Origin of the sequence: Terribacillus saccharophilus (genome assembly GCF_046592595.1) — a bacterium.
Lineage (GTDB): Bacteria > Bacillota > Bacilli > Bacillales > Amphibacillaceae > Terribacillus > Terribacillus saccharophilus_C.
Map to the genome: position 1 here is coordinate 105,339 of NZ_JAWVPF010000008.1, position 12,192 is coordinate 117,530.

Here is a 12,192-nt window from a genome sequence, read left to right on the forward strand (position 1 = left end):
CAGCTCCGTTTACGGGGCTGGCTTTCTTCTTAAAATCTGTTCTTCTTCTGGAATTCGCAGTACAGCGCGGAAGGAACGAGGGTTTTCGGCAAATTCCTTTTGTTCAATGCGATTGATGACTGCTTTGGCTACATCTTTCACACTTGCTGGGTTTTGACCGGTAATCAGTCTGTCATCTGCTTCCACATGTCCTTTGAATGGTACTTTCGCTTTGTGATACGTAAGTGCACGAATTTTAAGCTGCTCTTCCAAACTATAAGGAATCTCATGCTTATTCAGGCTAGCTGTTTCTTCGCGGTCAGAATAACCTGTGACTGTCTTATCTTGTAATAAGTAGGTTCCGTCAGACAGCTTTACGTTCAGCAATGCAGCAGGGCCATGACAAACTGCGGCAACAATGCCTCCATTTTCATAGATATTCCTCGTCAGCTGCTGCAGCTCCTTATTTTCAGGGAAGTCCCACATTGTACCGTGACCTCCAGTAAAATAAATGGCATCATAATCGGCAGCATTCACTTCTTTTGGGGACAGGCTGTTCTCCAATAATCTCCTGAATCCTGGAGCCCGGTAGTATTTACGCAGCTTGTGGCTTTTGAATAACCCTGTAAGACTGCGATGATCTATCGGAATATTTCCACCCTTTGGACTGATGATAGTCATGATATGGCGTGTTTTTAGCTTATCGTAAAAATTCGTCAGCTCGCTGAACCAGAGTCCTGTTGTATGGGGTGTCTGTTTCAGGCTGTCATGATTCGTTGCGACAATCAATACATTACCCATTGTTCTCCTCCTGACGTAACTGTGTATTTCTTTTTAAGTTCCACCGGCAGGTACAAGCTAAACAAGAATCAGCCGATTTATGCTACACTAGTAAGAAAAGGAAAGGGTGGCATTTATGACGAATCAAGTTGTCGCTTATTTACAGGAAAATCGGGAGGGATTGCTGGAGAAGCTTTATACATATCTTCGGATCCCCAGCATCAGCACAGATAGTACATATAAGGAAGACGTTGCAAAAACAGCTGGCTTTACGGCTGATTATTTAAAGGAAATCGGTTTCGATAACGTGACGATCCAAGAAACAGAGCGTCATCCGATCGTAACAGGTGAATGGCTTGGTGCAGGTCCGGATAAACCGACTGCACTTTTCTACGGACATTATGATGTCCAGCCGGCAGATCCGCTTCCGCTTTGGGACAGCGAGCCATTTGAGCCGACAGAACGCAATGGACGGATTTACGCTCGAGGCGTAAGTGACGACAAAGGTCAAGTATTCATGCACCTGGCAGTATTTGAAGCTTTCATGAAAACAGAAGGCGCGTTGCCGATCAATGTGAAAGTATGTATCGAAGGGGAAGAAGAAATCGGGAGTACGAATTTGCACGCAGTGCTGCATGAGCAAACCGAGCAGTTCCAAGCCGATTTTGCTATCATCAGTGATTCCGGGATGGTAGAAGCAGGGCAGCCAACGATGCTTTACGGCTTGAAAGGTGCTGCAGCGCTTGAGTTCTCTGTATACGGACCAGATCGTGATTTGCATTCTGGTATGTATGGAGGGGCCGTCCGTAACCCGCTTCAGGCATTGGCTCATATCCTGAGTTCCTTGAAGGATGAAGAAGAAGTCGTACAAGTAGAAGGCTTCTATGATGGTGTGGAAGAATTGCCTGAGGAAGAACGCAAACTGATGGCACAGGCACCGGGTGAAGACTTTGTCCAGACTGTTGGTGTACCGGAAGCAGTTTCTGAAAAAGGATACACTGCCAAGGAGCATACAATGGCTCGTCCGACTTTGGAAATCAACGGTATGTACGGCGGTTACCAAGGAGAAGGAACGAAAACCATCATCCCGGCTGAGGCAACTGCTAAGATTACGAGCCGTCTCGTTCCTGGACAAGATCCAGTTGATATCGTAGAGAAAATTACGGCACATATCGAGAAGCATGCACCTGCTGGCGTACGTGTTGAAGTGAGACCAGAACCCTTCAAAGCGAAAGCGTACAAAGTCGATCCGAATCACCCGCTGATTCAAAAAGCAGCGGAGAGCCTGACACAGGCCTTCGGTAAAGAAACGGTCTTCGTACGTATGGGAGGCTCGATTCCTGTTGTGGAATGGATTGATACGGTTTACCAGATGCCAGTAGTTCTGCTTGGCTTCGGAACACCTGAGGACAGACTGCACTCCCCGAATGAAAGCTTCCCGCTGGAAAGCTTTGATAAAGGAATGGAGACGCTGGTTTATTATTATCAAAAAGTAAGCGAATGAAAAAAAGACACCCAGACGGGTGTCTTTTTTCTGTCTTCCCGGCATATGTATGAGTACTATTACGTACAAAGGGGAGAAGGCCCGTGCTGCAATCCGATACACACGCATTGGAAAGGGCTATTGGGGAAATAACGGAAATCGCAAAGGGCTTTGGCCTGGATTTCTACCCGATGCGCTATGAAATCTGTCCTGCTGATATCATCTATACATTTGGTGCTTATGGTATGCCGACGAGATTTACGCATTGGAGCTTCGGGAAGCAATTTCATAAGATGAAGCTGCAATATGATCTTGGTTTGAGTAAGATTTATGAGCTTGTTATCAATAGCAATCCTTGTTATGCCTTTTTATTGAATTCCAATAGTCTGGTTCAGAATAAATTGATTGTTGCCCATGTCCTTGCGCATTGTGATTTCTTTAAAAATAATGTAAGGTTCCAAAATACAAACCGGAATATGGTCGATAGTATGGCAGCTACGGCGGAACGTATTGCTGCATATGAAAAAGAATTTGGCAAGAAGGAAGTCGAGGATTTCCTTGATGCGGTACTGGCAATTCAGGAGCATATCGATCCATCCTTGCTGCGTCCGAAGCTGGGCTGGGATATTAATGATGATGAGACAGATGAAAGTCCAGAAAAGGCGACGGAATACGATGATCTTTGGTTTGTTGATCGAGGAAAATCAAAAGATAAAAAAGAAAGAAAACGAAAAGCATTCCCGCCTCGTCCGGAAAAAGATATTCTTCTGTTTATAGAGGAATACAGCCGAACATTGGAAGACTGGCAACGGGATATACTGACAATGATGCGGCAGGAGATGCTGTATTTCTGGCCGCAGCTTGAAACAAAGATCATGAATGAAGGCTGGGCCTCCTACTGGCATGCACGCATTCTACGAGAGATGGATCTGACAAGTGATGAAGCAATCGAGTATGCAAAGCTCAATGCTGGTGTCGTCCAGCCTTCTCCATCCCAGATCAATCCATATTATCTCGGTATCAAGATCTTTGAAGATATCGAAGAGAGGTTTGACAATCCGACCGAAGAAATGAAACGGTATGGTGTGAAGCCAGGCTCTGGCAGAGAGAAAATGTTCGAGGTTCGGGAAATAGAGTCGGATATATCGTTCCTTCGAAATTACCTGACAAAAGACCTCGTGCACCGAGAAGATATGTATTTGTTCCAGAAACAAGGAAATGAATATAAAATCACCGATAAAGACTGGGAAGCAGTACGTGATCAGTTAATTACGATGCGGGTAAATGGAGGTTTTCCTTATTTGACTGTAACTGACGGCGATTATATGTCTAATGGTGAACTGTACCTGAAGCATCATTATGAAGGTGTCGAATTGGATTTAACATATCTAGAACGGACACTTCCATATTTTTATCAGCTATGGGGAAGATTCGTCCACATGGAGACGTATATTGAAGGAAAACATGTGTTATTCAGCTATGAAGGAAAACGAGTATTGAAGAAATATTTGTAAAAAAGAAGGGGCAGCAGCCCCTTCTTTTTTAAATTGCTTTCAGTTGTTTTGTACCGAACCAGTCGTGGCGGTTATCAGACACCCATTTATACAGGGATTCCAAGTAAGGATCAAGGAATGGGAGATACAAAAGCCATCCTAACACTGCGGTAACCGGCAGCAGCGTCAAAATCTTTTTAACAGTTTCATGTCCTTTGTAGATATCACCTTTGAAAGACATCATATGAATGCGGTCATATACATCACCCTTGGCAAGGAAACGGAAACGCTCATAATTCTCGATATTTTGTACCGGAATCCATTTTACATTATCGAGCCAATCCAATTTTTGGATGACTTGCTTTGCAGTTGAACAAAGTGGGCAGCTTGCGTCAAAAAATACAATATGCTTCATTACACATTCTCCTCTCGTTTACTACATAGCCCGTCCAGCATGATGTTAAACAGAAGTTGACCTACTAGACTATTTAGATAGAGTCTATCATATTTTTAAGTCAATTTCACAGCAGCTGGAAGTTTGCTATACTAATTGACAGATAGTTCTAAAAAAGGAGGGCATGAGATGGATCCCTTCACCGAAAAAGTGATTGGTATCATCAAATCGATACCAAAAGGAAAAGTGATGACGTATGGGCAAATCGGCGCTGCAGCAGGGAAAGCGCGTGGAGCCAGGCAGGTATCACGGATATTACATAGTATGAGCCGAAAACATGATCTTCCGTGGCATCGTGTCATCAGTGCCGATGGAAAATTGAAGATACAAGATGAAGAGACACGGAATGAACAGCTGGAGAGATTGTATGAAGAAGGACTGGAAATCTTGAATGGCCGAGTCGATTTGGAGGTGTATCGCTATGAGCCTGAATAAGATACACGCCAAAATGCTTAAAACAGAAAAAGATGTACTGGAAGCAATCAGACAAGACAAGTGGATGATGGAGGTACTTGGCGCAGCAGCCAGATTACAGCTGCCGGATTTCTGTATAAGTGCCGGTTTTGTCAGGTCTAAGGTTTGGGATATCCAACATGGGTATACGAGGCGTACTCCTCTTCCTGATGTAGATGTTGTGTATTTTGATGCTTTCGATACAAGTAAAGTGATAGAGAAGAAATATGAAAGTATGCTACTGCAAATGATACCAGATGTACCATGGTCAGTGAAAAACCAGGCAAGAATGCATGAAGTGAATAACATGCCTGCCTTTAGAAATACAGAACATGCAATAGCTTGCTACACAGAGACGGCTACTAGCATTGGCGTGAGGATGAATGGGGATGGATTACATTTGATTGCACCATATGGAGTGGATGATTTACTTGCTTGCCGAGTTGCACCGTCTCCACTATACAAAAGAGGTACAAGCAATCACTCTATCTATCTTAAAAGAGTAAAACAGAAAAACTGGCATCTGCTTTGGCCGCAGGTTCGAATGGAGGAATTGCAAGATGATTAATGTGAATATCAGACCGGTGAGAAAAGAAGATGGTCCGGTTCTTTGGGAACTGAAATATGGAGAAAAGGAGCCAGAGTGGAAGAAATGGGACGCACCTTATTTTGGTTTTGTTCACGTGCCGAAGGATGAATTTTTGGCAAGCTTTCGCTTTGGTGAAAACTCCCCAGACCAATGGGTGATGGAAACAGACGGAACCGTCATTGGAACTGTGGGTTATTACTGGGAACATGAACCTTCCAAGTGGCTGGAGATGGGTATCACGATCTTTGATCCTGCTTATTGGAATGGAGGATATGGAACAGAAGCACTCCGGCAATGGATCACCCATCTATTTAATACGCTGCCGATTGTAAGGGTAGGTTATACGACTTGGTCAGGAAACAAACGAATGGTGCGATTAGGAGAAAAGCTTGGAATGAAGATGGAAGCCTGCATGAGGAAATGCAGATATTATAATGGAGAGTACTATGACTCAATTCGTATGGGGCTGCTGCGTGAAGAGTGGAATAAGTGAAGAAATGCACAAATTGTAGTAAGTATTACTTTACAATCTTTTTTTAGAAATAACCCTTTCAACCTTGTCCAAACATGTTACACTATGCTTAGTAAATTCTTTGTAAAATAATTTACCGAAAGTATATATAACTCTATGCTGGGGGAAATGGCGCTATGAGTATGATGTTACAAACATATTGGAATAGTCGTTTTGAAGCAGGGGACATTTGGGGAACGGAAGCAACACCATCAGCTGTCATGGCTTATCCATATTTTGCTGCAGATCAAGCGAAGCAGTTATTCGTACCAGGATGCGGATATGGAAGGAATAGCAACTTCTTTGGGGAGTATGCATTTGAAGTGACAGCTTGTGACATATCAGAAGTGGCAATCGAGCGTGCCAGCAGCCATGCAAAGGCAGTCGGTTTGTCAAATGTAAATCATTTTGTTGGGGATTATTTGAATCTGCCATTTTCTTCGACAGAAAGATTCGATGGCATTTATCTATCAAGTATACTTCATATGTATACAGAAGAAGAGCGAAAACAGCTGCTGGACCATTTCACGTCATTGCTGCGCAAGGATGGATTGCTGATTTTTTCTTGCTTGTCAGCAAGAGATGAGAAGCTGTATGGTGCAGGATTGGAAATGGAAAAGGATACTTTCCTCGTTCATGACCGGATTGCACATTTCTTCCAGGAAGAAGAATTGTATGCACTGCTGGAGGATAACTATCAAGTTGTCGAATTGACACTTCATAAACAGCGAGTGGATTTTAAAGCAGGTGCGGAACAGGATGCCCAGCTTTGGTTCGTCGTAGCACGGAAAAAATAAAAACACAGCCTCTGAAGATGAGGCTGTGTTTTTTCATATCTTTGTATTCTTTTTCTTGGCACGCTGCTCCAATTGGCTTTTTGGTTCCTGATTTGCTGCGTCTTCAGAAAGTCCTTGTCTGTTTACACTGGTAGCCGCTTTCTCATACTGGCTTTTTTTTCTGCTCATTTGAAATCACCTCTTTGTTAGTATGGCATTTGAACTAAATCTTATTAAAATAACCGCGTATATTGTAATCATTAGCTTGGCTACTCTATAATTAGTATCATAATTTCTAACTAGCTATCCAACAGGAGAGAAAAGGATGAAAAATATATATGTCGTAATCTTGGTATGCCTCGCTGCTACTTCGCTTGTCTTGGCAGTTTTAACCTACCAGAATCGGTCGGATGATTTGCGGGCAGAATCAGAATCTGCAGCAAGAAAAACAGAGGTTACGAATAAAAAAGATACACCTGAGTTGTCTGCCGTTGAAGACGGGCCATTGAATGTACCTTTGATCAATCAATTGGATGCACCACAATTATATAATGGCTGTGAGGTAACGAGCTTGGCGATGATACTCCAGTATGCTGGATATGATGTCACAAAGAATGACTTGGCAGATCAGATCGCAAATGTACCGCTTAATTATGATAACGGTCTTCATGGCGATCCAAATGAAGGATTCGTAGGGGACATGCCCAATGGACCAGGACTTGGCGTATATCATGGTCCTGTCATGGATGTCGCGAAACAAGTAGCAGGTGATAAAGCAGTCGATATGACTGGGAAAACAGTAGAAGATGCTATTTATCAGCCTTTGGATAATGGCAATCCGGTTTGGATCATTACAACTGCAAGTCTTGCCCCGGTTAATGACATACAAACATGGGACACACCAAATGGAGAAGTTGATGTAACGTACAGCGTTCACAGCGTGGCAGTCACGGGTTATACAGAAGACACTGTATTCATCAATAACCCATATGGCCAAAAAGACCAGGAAGTGGACCGCGAGAATTTCGAGAAAGCTTGGGAGCAGCTTGGCAGCCAGGCAATTTATATAGAAAACTGATAAAAGCACAGCAAAGCTGTGCTTTTTTTGCGTCATCGGAATCTGCAAGCTACAATGTAAGAAGATCGGAGGTGCTCCAATGAATCTTGAACCAATACCGGATCATATCAAAAAAGGACTGCGGCTTTTGTTCATCGGTTTTAATCCGAGTGTACGCTCAAGCGAAACTGGTCATCACTACGCAAATCGAAATAACCGCTTCTGGAATATCCTATATCAAGCAGGTATTACAGAACGGAAATGTGAACCTTTTGAAGATCAGGATCTGCTGGCTAAGGGGATAGGTTTTACGAATATAGTAGCAAGGCCGACCAAGGCTGCAGCGGATATAACCAAGGAAGAATACATAGTAGGGGCACAGGTGCTCCGTGAGAAACTTGCCTTTTATCGTCCGCAAGTGGCTTGTTTTGTCGGTAAAGGTGTTTATCAGCAATACAGTAAGGTGAAACAGACTGGCTGGGGCATTCAGGAGTCTTCGGTGACGCACGATGTAATAGAATTTGTTGCGCCGTCTTCAAGTGGATTAGTGCGAATGTCGATGAAGGAAATCGTCGGTATTTATGCAGGGATTCCAGCTATATTACAAGAATTGGAGGAGAAAAAATGAAAACAGCAGTAGTGACAGGAGCTTCCCGCGGGCTGGGGGAAGCCATCGCCAAGCAATTGATGAATAAAGGAATGCAAGTGTTCGGAGTCGCAAGAAAAAATAGCGACAATCTGCCTTCTTATGAAGGAAAGGATAATGCCAGCTATACATACCGTTATGGTGACTTGCAGGATACAGCGGCTTGTGCAAATGTTTTTGAGGAATTAGCAAAAGACATTTTTACAAAAGCTAATGATACAGTCTACTTGATCAACAATGCCGGTGTGGTTGGACCTATTGCAACTGCTGATGCTTACAGTCTTTCTGAATGGGAAGCGCATATGGCCATCAATCTAACTGCACCGATGCTGGCGTGCTCCATTTTTCTCAAATATGCTAAAGCATATAACATCCCGCTTGTTATCGTGAATGTGACATCCGGTGCAGCGGAACGTTCGGTGCATGGCTGGAGTGCTTATAGCACATCAAAAGCAGGTCTGAACAGGTATACGGAGACAGTAGCACTCGAAGAAGCAGAAGCTGATACTGGTAATATCGCCATTGCTTACAATCCCGGCATCATGGATACGGATATGCAGGCGGATATTCGTTCGAGCGAACCGGAACAATTCCAAGAAGTACAAAAGTTCAAGGATTACGTAACAAACAAGTCGCTTAGGGATCCGATGTTTGTCGCAGGTGTACTAGCAGATATTCTTACTGGAAGTAAAATCGAAAACGGAAAACGTTATGCAGTAAAGGATTATGTTTAAATGGCCTAGGTATATGCCCTCTCCTTTATGGGTTCTGCACATACAATGCAGTATCCTGTAAGAGAAGGAGGAAGTAAAATGTCTAAAGGGAATGAGGGAGGCTTCGGCTTCGCGTTTTTGGTTGTACTATTCATCCTTTTGATTATTGTCGGTTCATCCTATGTAGGTGGCCACGATTACGGATACGGCTACGGCTATTAATTCATAAATAAAGAAGCTTTGCACAATATTGTGCAAAGCTTCTTTTTATCTGGAGAGAGTCGTTCGGTCTGCAGTCTTCAGCAGCCTGCTGACGATATAGAATAGAAGGAAAATAACTGTACTGATGTACAACACTGTGACAATAAACGAAACAGGCATCGACATCTCCAGGATAAGCAGCATAGCAAACAGAAAAACGAATGCCCCCGCCGATATTACTATGGACATTAAAGTTGCAAGCCTGTTTTGGAATAGCTCGGTCTCTTCTGTCCAGCCGAGTTTCGGATAAAGTAAGTCGCAGACCATTCCGACGACAGTAACTGCGGCATTAACCAACAAAGCTATAACCACCCATATCAATGCTTCCCATACATTCATCTGTATCACGGGTACAGCGATCACAAATAAAACAGTGAGCGGCAGTAAATTGATAAGGAACGCAGCTTGCAGTTTGGCAAAGACAATCTGTCTCATGGTTAATGGCAGGAACAGATGTGCTTCCCAGCTGTGCCCATCTTTTGAGAAGCTGATGATGCTGATCGGATTCAGCCCGATTGAAAAGACATTCGCGAAAAGGATGACCACAAATAACATGCTGCCGCTTAATCCTTCCATCATGGTTGTAGCAGAAGCAAAATCCCCCATGAAGAAAATCACAACCAGTAGTGCAGGCATGACAAAAGCTCCAGCGACACATTGCAGAAAGAATGTCGGCGTCCGGAAAATGGTCTGTATTTCTTTTGAGCAATATGCTCTGATTATTGACTTTGGTTTGCGAGCTAGACCTTTGCCGCTGAATACTTTGCCTGAACCAGTATTAATACCTAATGCGCCTTTCAGATAGAATTTCTGCGCAGCTGCAAAGAAGAGAAGCCCCGCAGCGATTGCAAGCAGCAGTACAAGGACAAAGTAAAGCAGGCTTAGCCATGACCCCGCAGTAGTAAGTGTATGTGACATCAGCGAAGCAGGCGGGTAGTACATTGTTGCGATCTGCAGGAGACCGCCTTCTTCTGCATTGTTGGCTATCACTTTTGCGATTTGCTCGGGATCCTGCTGTAGACGTAAGACGACATTCAGTAAGATGAGTAAAGCAAATCCGATGATACCGCCGATGACTTTACTTCTATCCTTGTTCTTACCCTTATTGACAAACTGCATGGCAAACATGACCACAGCAGCCGCCAACGCATAAGGTATCGTTGGAATTAGGAAGAAGAGGAGCAGGACGCAGACAAAATACATGAAACCAGCATCGCTTAAAATCCCATAAAAAATGCTGACCGGTAAATACATGGCTGCTGTAAGCAAATAAACATACAGTAGCGGATTCAGCGACTTGGCGATAAGCAGCTGATAAGAGTGGACTGGCAGATGAAGGAATGATGTAATATCCTCCGTAAAGTAGAACGTGTTCATGATTAACATGATTGATAAGATGAAAATAAGGAAGAAATTCATTAAAAATATGGAACCCAGAATCGCGTCTGTATTGCCGGATGGCTCCAACAAGCTGTACATAACAGCAATGATCTGCAGCATATACCCGCCGAACATCATACCAATAAAGAGTAGTCCAATTACCCCGAATACCAATCCGATAATTACACTCGGTTTCCGGAATACATTTGCATATTGCATCTTCAGCTGGATTCGGATGAGGGATTGTATCGGCTTACGCATCCTGAGTCAGCTCCAGGAAGATATGCTCCAAGCTTTCATCTGATTGGAATCTCTTCCGCATTTCCGTTAAGGTACCTTGGAAGAGCAGCTCACCCTTCCGTATAATGGCCACTTCATCACAAAGCTGTTCCACGACCTCCAATACATGAGAGGAGAAAAAGACAGTGTTGCCGTTCGCTGCGTGACTTCGCATCAGTTCCTTCAGTTGATAAGAAGATTTTGGATCCAAACCGGTCATTGGCTCGTCCAGAATCCAAACAGAGGGCTGCTGCACGAGCATGCCAGTTATAAAAAGCTTTTGACGCATGCCATGCGAATACGTTTTAATCTGATCTCCTAAAGCTTCATAAATGCTGAACATCTTGCTGTACTCCTCAATCCTTGCTTCCCTCACATCAGCGGCAATTCCATAAATATCACTGAGGAAATGAAGATAATCCAAGCCCTTCAGACGCAGGAATAAATCTGGACTGTCCGGAACATAGCCGAATTCCTTTTTCGCAGCGATTGTGTCCGTAGTGATGTCCTTCCCATTAACGGAGATAGTCCCTGAATCAACTGGCAGAATACCAGTCACCATTTTAATCGTGGTTGATTTTCCAGCGCCATTTGGTCCCAGGAACCCGAATATCTTTCCGCTAGGGACTGTCAGACTGACATCGCTGACAGCCTTCTTATTTCCATACTGCTTATGTACATGATCGATTTGTATCACTGCATGACCTCCTTGTCTATTACTTCCATTCTGGCCTTTCCTTTCCAATTATTCAAGGGCATCTTATATTAAAAAAGTCTATATCTGTATCGCATATATCTTCACTTATGTCAGTATATTTAAGACAAGCATAGGAGGGGGAAGAATGCGGGAACTGCAAAAGAAAACGGCATTCATAGCTGTATTTCTTCAATCAGTATTAAATGTTACCTTGACCATCCTTGCGATGATCCTAGTCGTTTTCTTATTGAAGAAAACAGTATTTATCTTTGATGTGCTGCTAATCCGTAATGAAGAAGTAAGCTACTTTTACTTAGCAGAAGGAATCATCGTTTATTTTCTTTATTTTGAATTCATCAGTTTAATAATCAAGTACTTTACGCATGACTACCATTTTCCGCTTCGCTATTTTATTTACATAGGAATTACTGCAATCATTCGGCTCATTATCATTGACCATGAAAACCCCCTCACAATCCTTCTTTATGCGTTAGCGATAGTCTTGCTTGTATTTGCGCTGCTGATTGCCAACCATTCCAATATGAAGGACAATGAACCGTTGGAATGAATAAAAATAATCAGCGCAACAATTTAAACGATTTGGCATAGTATGATACACTCTATAGTGGAAAAGTAAGCTT

16 protein-coding genes are annotated in these 12,192 nt (G+C 43.2%); 11 read left to right on the forward strand and 5 right to left on the reverse strand.

The features are described from left to right. Positions 1–9: 9 nt before the first annotated feature. Positions 10–780 (reverse strand): type 1 glutamine amidotransferase domain-containing protein, encoded by a 771-nt coding sequence (locus SFC25_RS14450; protein WP_411215960.1) that lies wholly within the window; start codon positions 778–780, stop codon positions 10–12. A 115-nt stretch (positions 781–895) separates the two neighbouring features. Here SFC25_RS14450 and SFC25_RS14455 point away from each other — a divergent pair, with 115 nt between their 5' ends. Together SFC25_RS14455 and SFC25_RS14460 are read left to right on the forward strand one after the other, a co-directional pair. Then, a complete protein-coding gene (locus SFC25_RS14455) occupies positions 896–2,263 on the forward strand; it encodes a dipeptidase (RefSeq protein WP_411215961.1) in 1,368 nt (455 codons plus the stop codon). An 83-nt stretch (positions 2,264–2,346) separates the two neighbouring features. After that, positions 2,347–3,756 (forward strand): SpoVR family protein, encoded by a 1,410-nt coding sequence (locus SFC25_RS14460; protein ID WP_411215962.1) that lies wholly within the window; start codon positions 2,347–2,349, stop codon positions 3,754–3,756. Positions 3,757–3,784: 28 nt separating this feature from the next. Here SFC25_RS14460 and SFC25_RS14465 read toward each other — a convergent pair whose 3' ends face one another. Continuing rightward, positions 3,785–4,150, reverse strand: coding sequence for a thiol-disulfide oxidoreductase DCC family protein (locus SFC25_RS14465; protein ID WP_411215963.1), 366 nt, complete (start codon positions 4,148–4,150; stop codon positions 3,785–3,787). Between the two features lie 168 nt (positions 4,151–4,318). Here SFC25_RS14465 and SFC25_RS14470 point away from each other — a divergent pair, with 168 nt between their 5' ends. The 4 genes from SFC25_RS14470 (at position 4,319) to SFC25_RS14485 (ending at position 6,539) form a co-directional block, all read left to right on the forward strand. Then, a complete protein-coding gene (locus SFC25_RS14470; RefSeq protein WP_411215964.1) occupies positions 4,319–4,624 on the forward strand; it encodes an MGMT family protein in 306 nt (101 codons plus the stop codon). Beyond that, positions 4,611–5,210 (forward strand): nucleotidyltransferase family protein, encoded by a 600-nt coding sequence (locus SFC25_RS14475; protein ID WP_411215965.1) that lies wholly within the window; start codon positions 4,611–4,613, stop codon positions 5,208–5,210. The genes SFC25_RS14470 and SFC25_RS14475 overlap by 14 nt, the downstream gene beginning before the upstream one ends. Next, positions 5,203–5,724: a GNAT family N-acetyltransferase gene (locus SFC25_RS14480; RefSeq protein ID WP_411215966.1), complete on the forward strand. Its 522-nt coding sequence runs from the start codon at positions 5,203–5,205 to the stop codon at positions 5,722–5,724. Before SFC25_RS14475 ends, SFC25_RS14480 begins: the two co-directional genes overlap by 8 nt. 155 nt (positions 5,725–5,879) lie before the next feature. Then, positions 5,880–6,539, forward strand: a complete 660-nt coding sequence (locus SFC25_RS14485) for a class I SAM-dependent methyltransferase (protein ID WP_411215967.1) — start codon at positions 5,880–5,882, stop codon at positions 6,537–6,539. A 33-nt stretch (positions 6,540–6,572) separates the two neighbouring features. Here SFC25_RS14485 and SFC25_RS14490 read toward each other — a convergent pair whose 3' ends face one another. After that, a complete protein-coding gene (locus tag SFC25_RS14490; protein ID WP_141234158.1) occupies positions 6,573–6,707 on the reverse strand; it encodes a small, acid-soluble spore protein L in 135 nt (44 codons plus the stop codon). Positions 6,708–6,843: 136 nt separating this feature from the next. Here SFC25_RS14490 and SFC25_RS14495 point away from each other — a divergent pair, with 136 nt between their 5' ends. The 4 genes from SFC25_RS14495 to SFC25_RS14510 all read left to right on the forward strand — a co-directional run bounded on the left by SFC25_RS14495 (position 6,844) and on the right by SFC25_RS14510 (position 9,156). Continuing rightward, on the forward strand, positions 6,844–7,596 hold the full coding sequence (locus SFC25_RS14495; RefSeq protein WP_411215968.1) for a C39 family peptidase: 753 nt from the start codon (positions 6,844–6,846) through the stop codon (positions 7,594–7,596). A 79-nt stretch (positions 7,597–7,675) separates the two neighbouring features. Then, positions 7,676–8,203, forward strand: coding sequence for a mismatch-specific DNA-glycosylase (locus SFC25_RS14500; RefSeq protein WP_411215969.1), 528 nt, complete (start codon positions 7,676–7,678; stop codon positions 8,201–8,203). Then, entirely contained in the window at positions 8,200–8,955 is a 756-nt protein-coding gene (locus tag SFC25_RS14505) for a (S)-benzoin forming benzil reductase (protein ID WP_411215970.1), read from the forward strand. The genes SFC25_RS14500 and SFC25_RS14505 overlap by 4 nt, the downstream gene beginning before the upstream one ends. 78 nt (positions 8,956–9,033) lie before the next feature. Further along, positions 9,034–9,156 (forward strand): YjcZ family sporulation protein, encoded by a 123-nt coding sequence (locus tag SFC25_RS14510; RefSeq protein WP_411215971.1) that lies wholly within the window; start codon positions 9,034–9,036, stop codon positions 9,154–9,156. A 45-nt stretch (positions 9,157–9,201) separates the two neighbouring features. Here the strand turns inward: SFC25_RS14510 and SFC25_RS14515 are convergent, their stop codons facing one another. Both SFC25_RS14515 and SFC25_RS14520 read right to left on the reverse strand, forming a co-directional pair. Then, entirely contained in the window at positions 9,202–10,836 is a 1,635-nt protein-coding gene (locus SFC25_RS14515) for a putative ABC transporter permease subunit (RefSeq protein WP_411215972.1), read from the reverse strand. Then, positions 10,829–11,551, reverse strand: a complete 723-nt coding sequence (locus SFC25_RS14520) for an ABC transporter ATP-binding protein (protein ID WP_411215973.1) — start codon at positions 11,549–11,551, stop codon at positions 10,829–10,831. Before SFC25_RS14520 ends, SFC25_RS14515 begins: the two co-directional genes overlap by 8 nt. Positions 11,552–11,696: 145 nt before the next feature. On the opposite strand from SFC25_RS14520, the gene psiE reads away from it, so the two are divergent. Further along, entirely contained in the window at positions 11,697–12,119 is a 423-nt protein-coding gene (psiE, locus tag SFC25_RS14525) for a phosphate-starvation-inducible protein PsiE (RefSeq protein WP_411215974.1), read from the forward strand. Positions 12,120–12,192: the final 73 nt, after the last annotated feature.

Bases quoted from the DNA above. Each gene is read 5' to 3' on its own strand.
- SFC25_RS14450 (WP_411215960.1), bottom strand. From the start codon at position 780: ATGGGTAATGTATTGATTGTCGCAACGAATCATGACAGCCTGAAACAG.
- SFC25_RS14455 (WP_411215961.1), top strand. From the start codon at position 896: ATGACGAATCAAGTTGTCGCTTATTTACAGGAAAATCGGGAGGGATTG.
- SFC25_RS14465 (WP_411215963.1), bottom strand. From the start codon at position 4,150: ATGAAGCATATTGTATTTTTTGACGCAAGCTGCCCACTTTGTTCAACT.
- SFC25_RS14470 (WP_411215964.1), top strand. From the start codon at position 4,319: ATGGATCCCTTCACCGAAAAAGTGATTGGTATCATCAAATCGATACCA.
- SFC25_RS14475 (WP_411215965.1), top strand. From the start codon at position 4,611: ATGAGCCTGAATAAGATACACGCCAAAATGCTTAAAACAGAAAAAGAT.
- SFC25_RS14480 (WP_411215966.1), top strand. From the start codon at position 5,203: ATGATTAATGTGAATATCAGACCGGTGAGAAAAGAAGATGGTCCGGTT.
- SFC25_RS14485 (WP_411215967.1), top strand. From the start codon at position 5,880: ATGAGTATGATGTTACAAACATATTGGAATAGTCGTTTTGAAGCAGGG.
- SFC25_RS14490 (WP_141234158.1), bottom strand. From the start codon at position 6,707: ATGAGCAGAAAAAAAAGCCAGTATGAGAAAGCGGCTACCAGTGTAAAC.
- SFC25_RS14495 (WP_411215968.1), top strand. From the start codon at position 6,844: ATGAAAAATATATATGTCGTAATCTTGGTATGCCTCGCTGCTACTTCG.
- SFC25_RS14500 (WP_411215969.1), top strand. From the start codon at position 7,676: ATGAATCTTGAACCAATACCGGATCATATCAAAAAAGGACTGCGGCTT.
- SFC25_RS14505 (WP_411215970.1), top strand. From the start codon at position 8,200: ATGAAAACAGCAGTAGTGACAGGAGCTTCCCGCGGGCTGGGGGAAGCC.
- SFC25_RS14510 (WP_411215971.1), top strand. From the start codon at position 9,034: ATGTCTAAAGGGAATGAGGGAGGCTTCGGCTTCGCGTTTTTGGTTGTA.
- SFC25_RS14515 (WP_411215972.1), bottom strand. From the start codon at position 10,836: ATGCGTAAGCCGATACAATCCCTCATCCGAATCCAGCTGAAGATGCAA.
- psiE (WP_411215974.1), top strand. From the start codon at position 11,697: ATGCGGGAACTGCAAAAGAAAACGGCATTCATAGCTGTATTTCTTCAA.